Raw genomic sequence first — 17,627 nt, forward strand, 5'->3', positions numbered from 1 at the left:
GTACCGGTTTTTTTGCAAGAAGTTGTGTCATGGGATTACTTTGCGGCGGCGCAATTCGTCAAAGATATTTATGAACATGGACTCCGTATCGATAAATTCGTGGAAGCCGAAACGGCGCGCCTTCGTACCGTCAGCAAAGAAATCATAGTCCCAGGAAAACACGAAATCGCCGAATCGCCAAGAAGAAACATCCTGATAAAGGTTGTTCACCAAGCCGTGCTTCTCGATCATGGAATTCCACAACGGTTCTTTATCCGCCATTACAACCTCTAGTGACATCTGCAGGGGAGGCGCGGTCTCCATACCGAAATAGGCGGCGATCTTCGGCCACATCTCATTCCATCGGAACAAATCCCCGTTCGTAATGTTGAATGCTTGATTTGCGCAGCGCTCATCGGTAGCTGCCCAGACGGTAGCTCGGGCTAATAGCCCGGCATCGGTCATCTCGAGCAGGCTGTGGTAAGCTCCGGGCTTGCCGGGAAAACGCAATGGCAGCCCCAGCTCCTTGGACATCGAAGCATAAACCGCTATGACCATAGCTAAATTCATGGGATTGCCAAGCGCAAATCCGCTCACAACAGACGGCCGCATTGCCGACCAAGTCCATTTGCGTCCGAGCTGGCGTTTCTCGAGAAATTGCTGCTGATCCACGTTAAATTCAGGAGGCATATGGTAAGCATCAGTCTCCCGCGCAGGCGTTTTGAAAGGACCCAGGTGAGCGCCATATACCTTGTATCCCTGCATGAGACTTATATGCTGCAGGCCAGGAGCTATCGGCTCAATTGCATTGACGACATTGACGAGCATAGCCAGGTTAGGCGCTACCAGCTCTGCCCAGGTCGTACGGTCCTGATAAGCGGCATAAAAGATATGGGTAACTTGGGACAGATCTCTTAGTTTATCACGAGTATCTGCTTCATCAAGCAGATCGACAGCCACATACCGCACCTTTCCCGAGGATTCACCTCCGCGTCTCGATAAACCGATGATGTCCCAGTCCGGGAGCTCCGTCAAATGGTCGATCAGATTTCTGCCTATGACGCCATTGGCGCCTACAACAAGTGCGGTTTTATGCTGCGCATTATGATTAAGCTTCATCGTTAATGTTCCCCTCTCCATTTGGATTACTTTGTCATTGTGCACCATAAAGAATCGGGTGAAAAGTACGCACTTTGAAGTCATATAGGCACTTTGAGGTTACGTTAGACAAGAACGGTCCGTTGCAAGGTTTCAACTTGTACTGTCTATATTACGGAGAAGTTTTCTCTCAGAGAAAAAGCAAAAAAATAAAAATCTAGTGAACCATTTCTAATTAGGGAGCCAATACATCGTGTATACAATTTCAGGGGGCCTCCAATGAATGAACAAAACTTAGAACACTGGTTAGACCGATTGATGACCGGAGATGATGAAGCTCTGGAAGTGATCTATGGTATGACCCGAAAAAAGGTCTATGGAACGGTCGGCATGCTTGTTCGCAATAAACAGGATGTCAACGATATTGTCAATGAGATCTACTATCAGCTGTGGCGGGCGTTACCTAGCTATGATCGCAGGCGCCCATTTCTTTTCTGGTTGAATGGCATAGTGATCCGGCAAGTGAACCATTGGCGAAGACAAATTTGGAGAAGATTCCGGTTGATAGAGAAGCATTCCCGTCTAGGTGAAGAGCCGCAAGTGGAACTGCCTGGTGAAGCCTTAATCGAAAGCGAATTCCAAAGAGAGCTGCAGGGGACGATCAATCAACTGCCTTACAAGCTTAGGATCGTGGTGATTTACCGCTTTTACTACGACTATACTTATGAGCAAATTGCAGAGCTGCTGCAGATTCCGACAGGCACAGCCAAATCGAGAGTCCATCTGGCCTTGAAGCAATTACGGAAACGGTTCGATACGGAACTGGACGGGGAGGAATATCAACATGTCTTTTTCAAAAAAAATTGAGCAGGCGTTAGAACGACAAATCGAAGAAACGGTGGTTCCCGATGAAGTCGATGAGCGTGTCAGACAATCGTTTAGGGAGTTTCACCGTAAGAAGGAGACAAAGAAAATGAAGAAAAAATGGATAGCATTCAGCATTGCGGCAGCCATTTTGATACCAACCAGCGTATTTGCTTCGTTGGGCGGAACCTCATATTTTTTCAACAGTGAAGCCAATATCAACGGTCTTGTCGATGATGAAGTAAAACGTGCTGTATCTAGTGGATTATCCATTACTATGAACCAAAAAATAACCGATCAAGGCATCACGGTTCATTTTAAAGAAATGGTGGTCAAGGATAAAAAAATTCTCGTTCATTACAGCATTACAAAGGCGGATGGAAGTCTGGTTCCCTATGAATTTGATACCAAAGGACGGAATGTCCTTAATGATGGGAAGAAAAATGGAATTCAAGTTGAAAATCCAACCTACCAGGAGCCCGGAGTCGAAGGCTTTAGCGTACTGAGCTTCATCGGCACGAGCAAACCGGATAGACTGCCTTTTTACTTAACGGATACTCAAGGGAAGGAACTGGATGTGGGTATCGCGGAAAAGGACCGGCCGGAAGGTGTGCTTGCCTTCGTCACAAGCGGCTCGAAGCTGCCTCCCTTCATGTATCTGAATGTGAGCATTGATCGAATCGGGACGACAAAGGGAAGCTGGAAGGGACAATTTCCGATTGATCAAAGTAACATGACTCAGGCAAAATGAGTCTTCTATAACATAAAAATGAAGAAGCCCTGACAGCGATTCTCTCTGCTTGCAGAAGAGGGAGGTCGACGGTCAGGGCTTTGTACTGCGGCTTCGGCTGTTAAAATTGCCGCGCCTGAAAATTATTGATATTTCCGGTAAGCGGAATGCATGGTAGGGCCGACAAAGGAGTTGATCGGGAAGCCATGCTTAATCGCGCTCATAATGAATGCTTTGGCTGTGGAGACGGCTTGCTTCACGTCGCTGCCTTTGGCGAGCTCAGCGGTAATTGCCGCGGAATAAGTGCATCCTGCTCCATGGGTATAGGTCGTTGCAATTTTTTCGGACTCGTACAGCTCGAATGTTTTTCCATCATACAGCAGATCGACAGCCGTCGGGTGATCGAGCTTCGCCCCGCCTTTGATGAGAACGTATTTGGCGCCGGAATCGTGGATAATTTGTGCGGCTTCCTTCATATCGTCCAATGTTTTGATAGGAGCGCGGTTCGCCAGCTGTGCGGCCTCGAACAGGTTCGGTGTGACCACATCCGCAACCGGAACCAGCAGCTCACGCAGCGCAACGGTAGTTTCAGGATGAAGCGCTTCGTCATTTCCTTTGCAGACCATAACCGGGTCGATGACGATGCGGCTTAAGCCTTGCTTCTTGATGGTGTCGGTAACCAGCTCGATAATCTCTACAGAACCGAGCATGCCGGTTTTCAGCGCGTCGACGCCGATGCCGCCGAGCACGGTTTGAAGCTGCGCTTCAATCGTAGGCAGCGCTACCGGATGAACACCGTGGTGCCAGTTGTTGGCCGGGTCCATCGTTACGATCGTCGTCAGTACGGTCATGCCGTACACGTCTCTTTCCTGGAAGGTCTTCAAATCGGCTTGAATCCCAGCGCCCCCGCTTGTATCCGAACCGGCAATCGTTAAAGCTTTGTTCATACTCATACTGCTTCTCTCCTTAGTTCTGTCTCAACATGAAAATGGCTGCAAGCGCTCCTCGGAGGCTCGCTTTATAATTGCTTGGTAATCTTTATCCTATCACTTTACGCGGAATTTTCAATGGAAAAAAGCGAATATTCATTTTATTGGATTCATCCTCAATGTTTCCTCTACCCTGATTCCTGAGGTAAAACCGGAAAAAGCGGCGATAGGCTAAGCCCGATTCATTCGTTATGATAGCGGAGAAAGGATGGGAGCAGGCCGGATCTGGATTTCTAAAGCCAAGCCGTACCGTTCTATAAAGAACCGAAAACAGGAGAGGGGAATTTGAAATGTCATCAGGTAAAAAAATCAAGTTTGCCATTATCGGGGCAGGAGTCATCGCACCGCTGCATGCCAGAGCGATCCAGCAGCATCCGGAGGCGGAGCTGGTCGCCGTTGTGGATAGTGTACCGGGCAAAGCGCAGCAGCTGGCAGAAGAATACGGTATTCCTCACGTATATGAACAGATCGGGCAGCTGCTGAAGCAGTGCGAGGTCGATGCCGTCTGCATCTGCCTGCCGAGCGGCATGCACAGCGCAGCGGCGATTGCGGCAGCCGAGGCCGGAAAGCACGTTCTGTGCGAGAAGCCGCTCGACATTACACTCGAGTCCATGGACGCGATGATTGCCGCATGCCGCAGCCATAACGTCAAGCTGGCTACGGTGTTTCAGAAGAGAACGACAGAGCTTGCGCTGATGACGCGCCGGGCCGTTCAGGAAGGCAAGCTAGGCAAGCTTGTGCTGGGCGACGCCTATTTGAAATATTACCGGAGCCCGGAATATTACCGGAGCGCCGATTGGCGCGGGACTTGGGAGGTAGACGGCGGAGGGGCGCTGATGAACCAGGGGGTTCACGGCGTGGACATTATCCGGTGGATCATGGGAGATGTAGATAGCGTATTCGCTTATGCGGCCCCGCTGGTTCGGGATATCGAAGTCGAGGATACGGCGGTTGCGGTCGTGAAGTATAAGAACGGCGCATTTGGCGTCATTCAGGGAGCGACCTCGGTCAATCCGGGTCAGGAGCCACGGTTTGAAATTCATGGCGAGCACGGCTCGATCATTTACGCGGACAGCGGCATTAAGCTGTGGAAGACGGTGGACGGGGAAGAGCCCCCGGTTTCTCTTTCCGAACGCAATGCGGAGGGGAGCGATAATCCGTTGGCGATTTCCGGGGACGGCCATTATATACTGATCGATGATCTGATCCATGCGATCCGGGAAGACCGGGAGCCGTTAATTTCCGGGGAAGAAGCGCGCAAATCGGTGGAGCTGATTCTAGCGATCTATGAATCGGCGAGGACGGGCAAGGAAGTTAAGCTTTAAGTGAGGATCTGGCCGAAGGAGAGAGGTTGATAGGGCAACCTTGGACACGAATACTACTAGAAAAAAATGAGAGAGGGGCTTCTATGAATACTGCAAAAACACTAAATATCGGGATGATCGGATTGGATACGAGTCATGCGCCTGCCTTTGCAGAGCTGCTTAACGATCCGAAGCATCCGTATCATATTCCCGGAGCTCAAGTAACCGTTGCATATCCAGGCGGATCGCCGGATTTCGAGCTGAGCTATTCCCGCGTGGAGGGGTTTACGGCCAAGCTGCGGGACAGCTTGGGCGTCGAGATCGTTGGGACGATTGAGGAGGTCGCCGATCGCTGCGACGCCATCCTGCTTCTATCGGTGGACGGGCGCGTCCATCTCGAGCAGTTCAAGAAGGCGGCGTCGTATGGCAAGCCGGTGTTCATCGACAAGCCGTTTGCCGTAAGCAGTGCGGATGCGGAAGCGATGGCGCGGATTGTGGAAGAGCGGGGCATTCCGCTGATGAGCTGCTCGTCCGTCCGTTACGCTCAGGGGCTGAGCGAAGCGATCGCAGACAAAGAGAAGGGCCGCATCATCGGGGTTGATTGCTACGGCCCCATGGAGCTGCAGCCGACACAGCCGGGACTGTTCTGGTACGGCATCCATACGGTCGATATGCTATATGCGGCTATGGGGCGAGGCTGCAAAGAGGTTACGGCGTTCACGAATGAAGATTACGATGAAGTCGTCGGCGTATGGGAAGACGGCAGAATAGGCACGATCCGCGGCAACCGCAAAGGCAACCGGACGTTCGGCGCGCTCGTCCATCGGGAGCAAGCGAGCCGGTTCGTTGATGTGTACGCACATCCGAAGCCTTATTATGCGAGCATGCTGGAGGCGGTACTGGAGATGTTCCGTACGGGATCGGCTCCTATCGACATGAAGGAAACACTGGAGGTCATCCGTTTCATTGAGGCGGCCAACGAGAGCAGGAGAACGGGCAGCGCCGTGCAGCTGTGAAGAGCTGCAGATAGCCAAACTATGCAGAAGGAGCTGAACCGATATGGAATTTCCGTTTCAGTTAGGCATTATTACCGATGAAGTGTCGCAGCGGATCGAAGACGCTATCGCATTGGCCAAGGAGTTCGGCCTTACGGCGCTGGAGCTTCGCTCCGTAGACGGCGTGCAGCTTCATCAGCTTACACAGCAGCGGCTGGAGGAGCTGCACAGCATCATCCGGGCAGCGGGGCTGCATGTATGTGCTCTCTCCGCTCCCGTATTCAAATGCGATCTCGATAATCCCGAAGAGATATCGCAAAGCAGGGAGATACTGGTCCGGGATTTGGAGATTGCGCAGCTGTTCGGAGCGCGAAAGCTCCGGGGCTTCAGCTTTTGGGCGAAGGAACCTTTCGATACGGCGTTCCCGGCGATAGTCCGGGAGCTTGGAAGCATTGTGCCGCTGCTGGAGCAAGCGGGCGTCACCTTCATGCTGGAATTCGACCCGGCAGTCTACGCGTCCAACGGGGCCAAAGTAGCCCGCCTGGTGGAGGCCGTGGGCTCTCCCTACATCAAGGCGCTGTATGATCCCGGCAATGACCTGTGGGATCCGGACGGCGAAATTCCGTATCCTGACGGTTATCATCTGCTCAAGGGCCATCTAGGCCACATTCATCTGAAGGACGCCGTTCGGAATGGAGATAAGATTGAGGGGGTTGCCATCGGCACGGGGCAGGTCGACTATAGAGGGCTGTTTACCCGGCTGCTGGAGGACGGATATGACGGCTATATGATGGTAGAGACTCATTACCGATTGCAGTCCGAGTTAACGGAGGAGCAGCTGAAGCGTCCTTCCGGCTACGCCTTCTCCGAGGGAGGGGAAGAAGCGTCCAGACAATGCCTGGAGCATTTGTTCAGGCTGCTTAAGGAAGTGCTTTCGGAGAGGTCGAGCAGCCTCACCTATAGAGGAGGAGATCGCGTATGAACAGCTTGCAGCTGCCGGAAAGCAGCTTTACTATCGATCAGTTGAAGGTGGAGGTGTACCGGAATCGCGACGAGCTTGGGGAAGCTGCCGCCGTCGCAGCGGCTGAAGCCATACGCGCAAGGCTGCGCAGCCAGCCGAGTGTCCGCATCGTGTTCGCAGCTGCACCGTCGCAGAACGAGTTTCTGGACCGGCTTTCCAAGGAACCGGAGATCGATTGGAGCCGGGTGACGGCGTTTCATATGGATGAATACATTGGACTTCCTTCCGGCGCTCCCGAACGCTTCTCTCACTATTTGAAGAAGCGCTTCTTCAGCAAGGTTGCCTTGGGACAAGTTCATTATATCGACGGGAGCAAGGGAGCCGAGGAGGAATGTGTTCGCTATTCGGCTCTGCTGAAGGAGGCACCGATCGATCTCGTATGTCTCGGGATCGGCGAGAACGGGCATATCGCCTTTAACGATCCGCCGGTGGCGGACTTCGAGGATCCGCTCACCGTCAAATGCGTGGAGCTGGACGAAGCATGCAGACAGCAGCAGGTGCATGACGGCTGCTTCCCCGATCTGGCATCCGTTCCGACCCATGCGCTGACCATGACGATCCCGGCCTTGCTCGCCGGAGCGCAGCTGTTCTGCATGGTCCCCGGTCCAACCAAGCGGGCGGCCGTACGGGCAGCGCTGACCGGGCCGATCTCAACGGCTTGCCCGGCATCTATTCTTCGCAGGCATCCAAGCTGCGTCCTGTATGTCGACAGCGACTCGTATGGAGGGTAAGCCGATGACGAAGCGGATAGAACGCCTGGAAGGTATTCATTACCGGACGGGAGAGCGAATCGCAGTAGAGATAAGCGAAGGCCGGATTACGGCGGTTACGCCAGCCGGAGCTGGCGGCGAAATGTCTCAGGAGCTCCCGTGGATCGCCCCGGGGCTCGTTGATTTGCAGGTCAACGGCTGGACCGGCTTCGACCTGAACACGCTGCCGCTGTCGGTGGAGATGGTCGCCCGGTTGACCGAAGCGCTGTGGCAGGTCGGGGTCACGGCGTATTACCCGACCCTTATTACGAACAGCGACGAAGCGATTGCGTCGTCGCTGCGCACGATTGCCTCAGCCTGCAGCGGCAGCGCCAGGCTGAACGCATCCATCCCGGGCCTGCATCTCGAAGGCCCGTTCATCTCGCCGCAGGACGGCTCCCGCGGCGCGCACGACCAGCGCTTCGTCAAAGCCCCGGATTGGGCTTTGTTCGAGCGCTGGCAGGATGCGGCAGCCGGCCGCATCAAGATCATTACCCTGTCGCCGGAATGGGACGGCGCCGCGGATTTCATCGCCCGCTGCGTGGACAGCGGCGTGAAGGTGTCCATCGGGCATACGTCGGCGACGCCCGAACAGATCCGCGATGCGGCGGCAGCGGGAGCGAGCCTGTCGACGCATCTGGGTAACGGCGCCCATCCGATGCTGCCGCGCCACCCGAACTACCTGTGGGAGCAGCTGGCCGACGACCGGCTGTGGGGCTGTGTCATCGCGGACGGCTTCCATCTGCCACCCTCCGTGCTGAAGGTGGCGCTTAGAGCGAAGGGCGCCAAGCTGCTGATGGTCAGCGACGCCGTAGCTTTGGGCGGGATGGCGCCGGGAGAGTACGAGACGCACATCGGAGGCAGAGTGACGCTGACTCCAGAGGGGCGGCTGCATCTGACCGGGCAGCCGAAGCTGCTGGCCGGCTCGGTGCTGCCGCTGACGGCGGGGATTCAGCATATGCAGGCTGAAGGCCTATGCAGCTTCGCCGAGGCTTGGGAGCTGGCCTCGCTCAGGCCCTCGGCCTGCATGGGGCTCCCAACGGAGGAGGGCCTTGCAGTCGGCGCTCCAGGCAATGTAGTCTTGTTCAGCCGCAGCGATGACGGGATTCGAATCGAGCGAACCTATCAATATGGCGAGCTGGTCTACGAATGCACACACAGTTCCGGCGATTATGCTGCCTCTGCTGTTGAAAGCAGCTGAGACAATCGCATGTTTATAAGTATGAAGAAATCCAGTTAAAGCGAAACTCCGTATCCCATCCAGCTGTTCCGGCTGTATGGGATACGGAGTTTTTAAATCGATCGCTCCATTTTCTGTACCATTCCTCGGCTATTCCACCGATAAACGCGAAGCATATTTCTTGCGGTATTCCCCCGGCGTAATCCCCGAATACCGTTTAAACATACGAATGAAGGAATTGGCATTCTGATAGCCGACATGGGCGGCGACATCCTGGATCTTGAGCTCCAGATTATCCAGCAGCAGCTTCGCCCTCTGGATGCGGAGATCGTTCAAATAATCGCTGAAGTTCATTCCGGTCTTTTCCTTGAAGTAGGTCGACAAATAACCTGACGTAATGTTCAGCTTATCCGCCATGAAGTCGAGAGTGATATCCTCATGCAAATGGGCGTCCAGGTAGTCGATAACGAAGCGGGTGATCGGGTCTTGATCCTCCGTATGCTCGCGGATCAGCTGCACGACCGGATGCAGCAGCGCCTCGAACCATTGCTGGAACTGCTCCGCACTGTAAAATCCGCTCAGCGCATGGAGGGAAGGCTTCATCAGGCCGCCGCTGCCGGACTGACTATGAAGATTCAGCTTTTGCAGCGTCTTATCCGTCTGCAGCGAGATTTCCTTGGCGAACTGCCAATACGTTTCCGCAGAAGCACCGCGCCGGACGAGCTGGTCCAAATGCTTGGCGATCCATTCGTCAACAGCCGCTGCTTTGCCGCTCATCAGCCTCGTATGAAGCTCCTCCTCCATCAGCACGGTGAAGGGATAGGCTTCGGGAGCGGGCTGCAAGCCGCGGATCACTTGAGTTTCGTTCAGCAGCTTCCGCTGCCTGATCGCCTGCGTCATTTCCTCATAGGCGGCCGTAAAGGCTGAGGCCGCGGGGTACAGCGGGCTGACGGCAATCGTGACCAAATACAGATCGTGCTCGATATCGAACATGTTCTTCAAATATTCGATCGGCTTATTCACGCCGTCCGGTCCGGTATCCGCCGTAAAAATAAGCGACAGCACCAGATTGCGCTCCATCTGAAACGTCACCGATTCCTCGTACGATCTAAGCAGCACGCTGTCGATGAATTCGCGAATGTAATAGGTCCCTTTTTCCCGGTCGATGCTCAGCTCTGTATATTTCTCCTTAAAATGAATTTCAAACAGAACCATCATGAACGGCGTGCCGGTATCGGCCATTTCCCGAAGCTCCGACAGGTTCATATGGATGTTCTTAAGCTTGTTGGTCAGCGCATATTTACGGAGAAGCGACGATTTTTGGGCTAAATCCTGTGTCATGCTTTGATTGGTCTGCATCATTTGATGAACCTTGTGGCTGATCAGATCGAATTCGCGAATCGGTCCATGCTTCGGCTGTGCTTCACCGGTATCCCATGCCTGCATGGAGTCAATGATTTTGCGCAGCGGCAATTGCAGGCTTCTGCTGAACAGGATGGAAGCGATGATGGTGATAAGAGCAACAGCTACCAGCAGCGTGATGAGGATCGTATTCAGCCGGATCAGCTGCAGGGAAATCGATTCGTTCGGCACCATGCTAACATAGGTGAAGCCGGTCTCCTGCCCTTTGCGGAAGAAGTAATAGTAGTTCCCCTTTACGAAAGGCTGCCCGGACGCGTTAAAGGCTGATAAAGGCTCGGTCTGCATATTCGGAGTTGAGGTATAAATAGGACGTCCGTCCGGGTCCAGGATGTAGAAATGCTGGTCGGACGAAATATTATGGGTTTGAAACAGCTTCTGCGCATCAAGCATCACGATCAAGTACATATCGTTGTACGGGAGCGGCTTTAGCAGCATTGGGAGCAGGAGTCCTTTGCCCGTCTCAATCCCGGCCGAGGTTTCGGTAAACCGGGAAGCGGGGAGCACACGTAAGCCGATCCGTTCGTCGAATTGCCGATTCCAGAACGCGAGCGGATAATCGGGACTGCGGTAAAATTTGCCGAACATGTCCTCGGCGCTGCTGGTGCCGTCTTTTTCCACGACATAGGCGTCGTTCTTAAAATAAATGATCACGTTTTCAAATTGCAGGAACGGGTTGGCGTAGAGCGTCTTCAGCTCAGCCTTGATATCCTCGATGCTGGCGTAGCCGTTATTCTCCTTGACCTTCCTTAAGATGTTCAAATTCGTGATCCAACGGTCGTTCTGATTTAAGCCGAGCACCATATTTTTCGATAAGCGAAAATGATTCTCATACCCTTCCACCGTATGGTTGATGCTCAGCTCGTTGTATTTCACGATCTCGTCGTGAATTTTATTTTTCAAATAAACGGAAGTGACGAAATTAAAGGCTACGAGAAGAACGATGACGGCCAGAAAGCCGGTCAATAGTTTGCTAAAGAGGGATTTCGGTTTGATCGATCGGGGAACAAATTCGGCCATCCTGCTTCCTACCCTTCGTCGCTGTAGTCACCTTATATATTAATGTAGTCTTCAGGTGCGAGTACCTCTATCATACGTTGTTTTTTCGGTTCTGAACAATATACACTTTTTCCACTTCATGCACAGGGCTCCATCTTATCAATAAAAAGCGGATCGGTTCAAGAACATGCAGATATCCATGCCGCCTGAGATTCGATTATGATAGCCCTACAAGCAGGATAGACTGCCAACGACGAAATGCCTAGGGGGTGTATGAATGCAGGCGGCGTCCTTATCCAAAACATGGCGCAAAAGCAAATATCTCTGGCTGCTGTTCCTGCCGTGTCTCGTGTATTTTATTGTGTTCCGGTATGTCCCGATGTTCGGGCTGGTCATTACGTTCAAAAACTACAATACGTTTAAGGGCATAATGGCGAGCGAATGGGTCGGGCTCAAGTATTACCGGATGTTTCTGGAGAACCCGGATTTTTTCCTGCTGATGCGCAATACGTTCCTGCTCGGGGCATACAAGCTGCTGTTCAGCTTTCCGGCTCCGATTGTGCTGGCGCTGCTGCTTAACGAAGTACGAACCGTGCTGTTCAAAAAATTCGTACAAACGGTCAGCTATTTGCCGCATTTCATCTCGAATGTGATCGTGGCGAGTATGGTGATTATGTTCCTGTCGCCTACCGGCGGACTGATCAATCAGATCATTAAGTCTCTCGGCTTTCAACCGGTCAATTTTATGATGGAGCCCGGCATGTTCCGCACAGTTTACGTGCTGTCGGAGATTTGGCAGCATATCGGCTGGGAGACGATCATTTATTTGGCGGCGCTGACCGCCGTCGATCCTCAGCTCTATGAGGCGGCCGGCATTGACGGAGCGAACCGCTGGCGCAAGCTGTGGCATGTGACCATTCCGGGCATTGCCCCGGCGATCGTGATTGTGTTTATTCTGAATGTGGGCAAGGTGCTCGAGATCGGGTTCGAGAAGGTGTTCCTTATGTACAATCCGGCTACCTACAGCACGGCGGACATTATCAGTACGTACGTGTACCGGGTAGGACTGGAGCAGGGCAATTTCAGCTACGCGGCGGCGATTGATCTGTTCATGGGGATCATCAGTCTGATTTTCATTTGGGCAGCCAATACTATTAGCCGCAAGGTGGGAGAAACGAGTCTGTGGTAAAGGAGGGAGTGAGATGAGAGAGAAAATCGGCTTGTTTACGATCGTCAATACAATCCTTTTGCTGGGCGTTATCGCCGTTACGTTGTATCCGTTCGTGTACATGCTGGCGGTTTCCCTGAGTCAGGACGTCTATGTTATGAAAGGGGAAGTGACGCTTTGGCCAAAAGGGTTTAATCTGAAGATGTATAAGCTTGTGTTCGATGATCCGAAAATATGGCTGGCTTATAAAAATACGATTGTCTACGTCGTCCTCGGGACGCTGATCTCGGTCGTCGTCACCTCTATGGGAGCCTATGCATTATCGCGCAAAGATATGGGGTATCATACGTTTTTTACTCTGTTTGTCGTGTTCACGATGTTTTTCAGCGGAGGGATGATCCCGACGTTCCTCGTTGTCCGTTCGCTCGGGCTGATGGATACGGTGTGGGGGATGGTGCTGCCGGGAGCGGTGAACACCTGGAACCTGATTTTGATGCGGACGTTCTTCAGCGGCATCCCGAAGGAGCTGGAGGATTCCGGACGTGTCGACGGCTTGACCGATATCGGCATCTTCTTTCGTATCGTCATTCCGCTGTCGCAGGCGGTGTTCGCCACGATCGCTTTATTCTATGCCGTCGCCATGTGGAACAACTTCATGCTTCCGCTCTTGTACCTGCGCAATCCGGATTTGTTCCCGCTGCAGGTGCTGCTGCGCAATTTGGTGCTGGCTGGCAGCGTCAGCTCCGGTGCGGTGACCGGTATTGGCGGAGATAATATGGTCGTCGAGGATTCTTTAAAGTTCGCCACGATCATGGTCTCGACGCTGCCGATATTGCTTGTATATCCGTTCGTGCAAAAATATTTCGTCAAAGGCGCGATGATCGGCGCCGTTAAAGGCTAGTCCGGTTTTGCTCAAAACCTATATGAAGGAGAGGGTCTTCATGAACAAAATGGCATCGCTATCGCTCGCTTCCGTCATGGCGCTATCGGTCGTGGCAGGATGCAGCGGGAATGAGGGGAAGGAAGCAGGAGGAGGGACCGCGCCGAACGCACCGGCCGGAACGCCGGCCAAGAAGACGTTCACGGCGCTGCTCGATAATAACGCGACGTTCCCGTACAGCAAGGATTGGCCGATCTGGAAATGGCTCGAGGAGAAGACGGGGGCTACGCTGCAGGTGCAGACGCCATCCGGCAAGCTGAACGATACGCTCAATTTGACCATTGCGTCGAATAATTTGCCTGATCTGATGAGCATGCCGAGCCGCAGCGATTCCGACCGGTTCGGCCAGCAGGGCGCTTTGGTCAATATTCTCGATTACCTCGGCCAAATGCCCAATCTGAAGAAGTGGATGGAGAAATATCCTGATGAAGCGAAGGCCATGATCTCGGCGGACGGCAAAATGTATATGTTTCCGAATCAGGGCTTCGGGGAAACGAACCGGATGATCTGGCTGTACCGCGAAGACATTTTCAAGAAGAATGGCCTGACGCCGCCCAAAACCTATGAAGAGCTGTACCAGACGATGAAAAAGCTGAAGCAGGCGTACCCGGACAGCTACCCTTTGTCGCTGCGCTTCGGGCAAATTCCGGATGAGATGTACACCAATCTGACGACCAACTTCGGAACCGGCGCGGATGCTTATTACGATTTTGATAAGAAGGAATGGCGGTACGGCCCGATTGAAGACAATTACAAGGCAATGGTAGAGATGTGGCACCGGTTCTATGCCGAAGGCCTCATTCCTCCCGATTTCCTGTCCATTCAGACGAAGCAGTGGCAGGACACGATGTCGACCGATAAGTCGTTCATAACGATCGATTATATCAGCCGGGTCGATTTCTTCAACAACGCGATGAAGAAGGACCGCCCTGAATACAACATGCAGTTCATGGCTCCTCCGGCGGGCCTGAATGGCGGGAAGCAGCTCAATCCGTACTTCCATTATTTGGACGGCGGCTTGACGGTGGCTTCTACTTCCAAAAACATCAAGGATGTCATGACCTTCATGGATTTCTTCTATACCGAAGAAGGGCGCACGCTGACGAGCTGGGGTAAAGAAGGCGAAACCTATGTCATGGAGAACGGTCAAAAGAAATTCAAGCCCGAGTTCACTGATGTGACGGAAATGCGCAAGAAGACCGGCCTGCAATCGAGCAGAGGCACCTATACATGGATCGATTATAACGCGCATCTGTCGCTGTTTTCCAAGGATTTGCAAAATGCCTACAAGGAAGCGGCCAAATATGATCCTCCGGCGATGCAGCCTAGACCGTCCTTTACGGAGAAGGAGAACGAGGTGCTGTCCGTCACCGGTCAGGCCCTGAAAAAGCATCGGGAGGAAAACTTCGCCAAGTTCGTGCTGGGAACCCGGAGTATGAGCGAGTGGAGCAAGTATGTAGAGGAAATGAACAATTTGGGCGTGCAGAAGCTGGTCGATACTTACAAGGCCGCCTACAAGCGGGTGGAGAGCACTCAGCTGAAGCCGTAGGAAGACGATCGGAAGCTGGAGATCTATTGGAATTGGAGTGCAGTAAGACAGAGAGCTGATAAGACAAAATGAGCATGTTCGGCAAGCGGAGTCGATGGAGTGTTGGAGCCATAACGAAACGGATAGAGAGCTATAGATGATAGAGAGCTGTAGAGAAGAGAAGCCTTATACAAGAAGCAGAGTGGCGGTTTTCCATGTTATCAGGAGGACCGTCCTCTCGCCATAGGAGGCTAATTAGATGCTAAGCAGAATAAGCGCCTGGAGGCGCTTCGTTATCACCGCATGTCTGTCGTTACTGGTAGTAGGTTCCTTCATGGTTGTCACGCCTCCTGCCGCCTTGGCCGCTTCGGCGGTTACGATCGATTCTCCGGCAACTGGCGGTAAGCTCACTTGGCCGAAAATGGTGCTGACCGGCACCTACACCGGCTTGTACGACATTAAGCTCAGCATCAATGGCGAGTCTCAAGTCAGCGTCACGATGGAGGATGCCGACTCCGATGATGCCGGGACATGGCGTTATGAGCTGGATACGCGGGACTACAACGGTGTCGTCCGGCTGCGCGCCAGCGGGTCGGATGTGCAGACGCGTTATAGCGTTTGGAGTTCGCCGATGGAGTTGAAGGCAGATTCCTCCCGGGGAGCGGCTCCGCATGTCGTGATTGTGAGCCCGCAGGAGGGAACTTCACTCAGCGGAACGGTACCAGTTACCGTTGCAGCGTATGGGGATATGCCGGTGGTAAGCGTTCAAGTACGCGTAAACGGCGGGTCCTGGCAGTACGCGATCCGTCATGGTAAGCAGTTTATTTACTCCTGGAATACTAAGGGGCTCGGAGACGTCACGAGCAGCATTGAGGCAAAAGCAACGGATGCAAAAGGCCGTACCGGCTATAGCGCCACTATTTATGCGACGGTGGGGCGAGGGACCCATGAGCAGGTAACGGTGAAGCCGCAGGATCGGGCGATGTGGATTTGGGAACCGGAAGCTTACCGGCTGCTGCTCAACCCGGGCTCCAGGACGGTGCTGGACGCCTTCGCCAAGGATACCGCGACCTTCGGCTCGGATCCGGTGACGACGCTGTATTTGGCCGTCGGCCCGATGGCGGATATGGATATTTTGGCGGATGATCCCGGTAAGCTGAGAAGCTTCATTGCTTGGGCTCATAGCCGGGGATATCAAGTGTACGCCTGTATCTCCGGAGGTACGACGCCCCCGTATATGGGCGCTTATGCTATCTACCACGACAAAGCGGTGCGGGAAATGGAACGGGTGCTGAATTATAATCTCGCTTCCTCCCGCAATGAACGGTTTGACGGGGTGAATGCCGACATCGAGCCGTATATTTCACCGGACTTCAAAGACCAGTACCCTTCCTTGCAGCTTCAATATTTGGATATGCTGCAAAAAATGATCGACCGCCGCAACGCGTCCGGCTTGAATCTCCCCTTCGGACCGGCAATTCCGAAATGGTTCGACTCGTCGGCGCAGGCGCAGAGCATCACCTGGAACGGAAGCACCAAGTGGCTGTCGCAGCATGTGCAGGACATGAGCGACTACATATCGATTATGGATTATCGCGATACGGCGGACGGTTCGGCAGGGATCATCGCCGGAGCGCAGGGCGAGATCGATTATGCGGATGCGATCGGCAAGCCGCATTCGGTAGTCATCGGGGTAGAGACCCTCGACATTGCGAACAGCGGCGACCCGGAGACGATTACGTTCCGCGAAGAAGGGCGTACCGTTATGGAGGCGGAGCTGGACAAGGTATATGCCGTTTATAACAACCGAGCTTCCTTCGGCGGGATTGCGATGCATCATTACGATTCGCTTCGCTTCCTGCCGTCCCACTGGGGGCCGGGCAGCGTGACCTGGCAGCCGCCTGCAGATACGGAGGCGCCATCCATCGTTCGCGGACTGCCGAAGGCCGAAGCGACGGATTATCAGAAGGTGGAGCTTTCGTACGGCATGGCCGGCGATAATACGGATATCGACCGCTATCTCATCTACCGCGGGACGACACCGTGGTTTACACCAGGCCCTGATCAAGTGGCGGGAGAGTCCCGCTCGCTTACTTTTCGTGATATCGGCCTGCTGCCGGATACTGTCTATTACTACAAAGTAGCAGCACGTGATGTGCAGGGGAACATTGGCCCGGCCTCGTTGCCGGCAATCGTCAAGACCAAGACGACAAACCTGAAGCCGATGGTGCTTCAAGGGATGAGCATCGTCATGAAAGGCTCCGCCGCCTCGGTGACAATGCAAGTGGTGGATAAGAATACCGGGCAGCCTCTGGCGAACGCCTTGGTTGAGGGCCGGTTCCAGTATGCTGGCGGCAAATACACTGGCGGCAGGACGGATGCCAACGGGAGGATCACCCTCACCTCGGAGACGATCCCGTCAGGCGGTCAGGTCGGCTTCGAGCCGCGGCGGGTGACATTCCCCGGCTATTACTGGGCTCAGGCTTATGATGAGCCGCATACCGCAAGCCTATATCCGCTTCAGTAATTCCACCGAAAGCCCGGGAAACCGGGTTTTCTTTTTTTCAAGGGCGTGCCCAGCTAAGCACGCATCTTCTATCCGGTGAAAGTCCGGTCGCGGGAGGGGCCAAGCCCCCGCGTAGCTTGGATTCTTATGTATGGCGA

14 protein-coding genes are annotated in these 17,627 nt (G+C 53.7%); 11 read left to right on the forward strand and 3 right to left on the reverse strand.

Annotated elements, in window-relative coordinates; all coding sequences use genetic code 11:
• Nucleotides 1–27 precede the first annotated feature (27 nt).
• Complete coding sequence (locus tag GGC63_RS19750; protein WP_192703743.1) at nt 28–1,098, reverse strand: SDR family oxidoreductase; 1,071 nt, start codon at nt 1,096–1,098, stop codon at nt 28–30.
• A gap of 258 nt (nt 1,099–1,356) precedes the next feature.
• Between GGC63_RS19750 and GGC63_RS19755 the strand changes: the two genes are divergently transcribed.
• Entirely contained in the window at nt 1,357–1,944 is a 588-nt protein-coding gene (locus GGC63_RS19755; RefSeq protein ID WP_192703744.1) for a sigma-70 family RNA polymerase sigma factor, read from the forward strand.
• Nucleotides 1,922–2,692 (forward strand): DUF4179 domain-containing protein, encoded by a 771-nt coding sequence (locus tag GGC63_RS19760; RefSeq protein WP_192703745.1) that lies wholly within the window; start codon nt 1,922–1,924, stop codon nt 2,690–2,692. The genes GGC63_RS19755 and GGC63_RS19760 overlap by 23 nt, the downstream gene beginning before the upstream one ends.
• A 122-nt stretch (nt 2,693–2,814) precedes the next feature.
• On the opposite strand, the gene pdxK is transcribed toward GGC63_RS19760, so the two are convergent.
• The gene (pdxK, locus tag GGC63_RS19765; RefSeq protein WP_192703746.1) at nt 2,815–3,624 is read right to left on the reverse strand and encodes a pyridoxine/pyridoxal/pyridoxamine kinase; all 810 of its coding nucleotides are present in this window, start codon (nt 3,622–3,624) and stop codon (nt 2,815–2,817) included.
• A gap of 326 nt (nt 3,625–3,950) precedes the next feature.
• Between pdxK and GGC63_RS19770 the strand changes: the two genes are divergently transcribed.
• The 5 genes from GGC63_RS19770 to GGC63_RS19790 all read left to right on the forward strand — a co-directional run bounded on the left by GGC63_RS19770 (nt 3,951) and on the right by GGC63_RS19790 (nt 8,930).
• The gene (locus GGC63_RS19770; protein WP_192703747.1) at nt 3,951–4,985 is read left to right on the forward strand and encodes a Gfo/Idh/MocA family protein; all 1,035 of its coding nucleotides are present in this window, start codon (nt 3,951–3,953) and stop codon (nt 4,983–4,985) included.
• Nucleotides 4,986–5,068: 83 nt separating this feature from the next.
• Nucleotides 5,069–5,980: a Gfo/Idh/MocA family protein gene (locus tag GGC63_RS19775; RefSeq protein WP_192703748.1), complete on the forward strand. Its 912-nt coding sequence runs from the start codon at nt 5,069–5,071 to the stop codon at nt 5,978–5,980.
• A gap of 43 nt (nt 5,981–6,023) precedes the next feature.
• Nucleotides 6,024–6,941 (forward strand): sugar phosphate isomerase/epimerase family protein, encoded by a 918-nt coding sequence (locus tag GGC63_RS19780; RefSeq protein WP_192703749.1) that lies wholly within the window; start codon nt 6,024–6,026, stop codon nt 6,939–6,941.
• Nucleotides 6,938–7,711: a glucosamine-6-phosphate deaminase gene (locus GGC63_RS19785; RefSeq protein WP_192703750.1), complete on the forward strand. Its 774-nt coding sequence runs from the start codon at nt 6,938–6,940 to the stop codon at nt 7,709–7,711. Before GGC63_RS19780 ends, GGC63_RS19785 begins: the two co-directional genes overlap by 4 nt.
• A 4-nt stretch (nt 7,712–7,715) precedes the next feature.
• Nucleotides 7,716–8,930, forward strand: coding sequence for an N-acetylglucosamine-6-phosphate deacetylase (locus GGC63_RS19790; RefSeq protein ID WP_192703751.1), 1,215 nt, complete (start codon nt 7,716–7,718; stop codon nt 8,928–8,930).
• Nucleotides 8,931–9,059: 129 nt separating this feature from the next.
• Here the strand turns inward: GGC63_RS19790 and GGC63_RS19795 are convergent, their stop codons facing one another.
• Nucleotides 9,060–11,348, reverse strand: a complete 2,289-nt coding sequence (locus GGC63_RS19795) for an AraC family transcriptional regulator (RefSeq protein WP_192703752.1) — start codon at nt 11,346–11,348, stop codon at nt 9,060–9,062.
• Nucleotides 11,349–11,604: 256 nt separating this feature from the next.
• Here GGC63_RS19795 and GGC63_RS19800 point away from each other — a divergent pair, with 256 nt between their 5' ends.
• From GGC63_RS19800 to GGC63_RS19815, 4 genes are all read left to right on the forward strand, one after another.
• On the forward strand, nt 11,605–12,516 hold the full coding sequence (locus tag GGC63_RS19800) for an ABC transporter permease (protein WP_079909741.1): 912 nt from the start codon (nt 11,605–11,607) through the stop codon (nt 12,514–12,516).
• 13 nt (nt 12,517–12,529) lie between these two features.
• On the forward strand, nt 12,530–13,396 hold the full coding sequence (locus tag GGC63_RS19805) for a carbohydrate ABC transporter permease (RefSeq protein ID WP_079909742.1): 867 nt from the start codon (nt 12,530–12,532) through the stop codon (nt 13,394–13,396).
• A gap of 40 nt (nt 13,397–13,436) precedes the next feature.
• Nucleotides 13,437–14,984: an extracellular solute-binding protein gene (locus GGC63_RS19810; protein WP_192703753.1), complete on the forward strand. Its 1,548-nt coding sequence runs from the start codon at nt 13,437–13,439 to the stop codon at nt 14,982–14,984.
• Between the two features lie 238 nt (nt 14,985–15,222).
• A complete protein-coding gene (locus GGC63_RS19815) occupies nt 15,223–17,490 on the forward strand; it encodes an Ig-like domain-containing protein (protein ID WP_192703754.1) in 2,268 nt (755 codons plus the stop codon).
• The last annotated feature ends 137 nt before the right edge of the window (nt 17,491–17,627 follow it).

Source organism: Paenibacillus sp. OAS669 (assembly GCF_014873645.1).
GTDB lineage: Bacteria > Bacillota > Bacilli > Paenibacillales > NBRC-103111 > Paenibacillus_S > Paenibacillus_S vulneris.

What these genes read in the sequence shown, in the direction of transcription:
- GGC63_RS19750 (WP_192703743.1), bottom strand. Translation starts at nt 1,098, where the DNA reads ATGAAGCTTAATCATAATGCGCAGCATAAAACCGCACTTGTTGTAGGC.
- GGC63_RS19755 (WP_192703744.1), top strand. Translation starts at nt 1,357, where the DNA reads ATGAATGAACAAAACTTAGAACACTGGTTAGACCGATTGATGACCGGA.
- GGC63_RS19760 (WP_192703745.1), top strand. Translation starts at nt 1,922, where the DNA reads ATGTCTTTTTCAAAAAAAATTGAGCAGGCGTTAGAACGACAAATCGAA.
- pdxK (WP_192703746.1), bottom strand. Translation starts at nt 3,624, where the DNA reads ATGAGTATGAACAAAGCTTTAACGATTGCCGGTTCGGATACAAGCGGG.
- GGC63_RS19770 (WP_192703747.1), top strand. Translation starts at nt 3,951, where the DNA reads ATGTCATCAGGTAAAAAAATCAAGTTTGCCATTATCGGGGCAGGAGTC.
- GGC63_RS19775 (WP_192703748.1), top strand. Translation starts at nt 5,069, where the DNA reads ATGAATACTGCAAAAACACTAAATATCGGGATGATCGGATTGGATACG.
- GGC63_RS19780 (WP_192703749.1), top strand. Translation starts at nt 6,024, where the DNA reads ATGGAATTTCCGTTTCAGTTAGGCATTATTACCGATGAAGTGTCGCAG.
- GGC63_RS19785 (WP_192703750.1), top strand. Translation starts at nt 6,938, where the DNA reads ATGAACAGCTTGCAGCTGCCGGAAAGCAGCTTTACTATCGATCAGTTG.
- GGC63_RS19790 (WP_192703751.1), top strand. Translation starts at nt 7,716, where the DNA reads ATGACGAAGCGGATAGAACGCCTGGAAGGTATTCATTACCGGACGGGA.
- GGC63_RS19795 (WP_192703752.1), bottom strand. Translation starts at nt 11,348, where the DNA reads ATGGCCGAATTTGTTCCCCGATCGATCAAACCGAAATCCCTCTTTAGC.
- GGC63_RS19800 (WP_079909741.1), top strand. Translation starts at nt 11,605, where the DNA reads ATGCAGGCGGCGTCCTTATCCAAAACATGGCGCAAAAGCAAATATCTC.
- GGC63_RS19805 (WP_079909742.1), top strand. Translation starts at nt 12,530, where the DNA reads ATGAGAGAGAAAATCGGCTTGTTTACGATCGTCAATACAATCCTTTTG.
- GGC63_RS19810 (WP_192703753.1), top strand. Translation starts at nt 13,437, where the DNA reads ATGAACAAAATGGCATCGCTATCGCTCGCTTCCGTCATGGCGCTATCG.
- GGC63_RS19815 (WP_192703754.1), top strand. Translation starts at nt 15,223, where the DNA reads ATGCTAAGCAGAATAAGCGCCTGGAGGCGCTTCGTTATCACCGCATGT.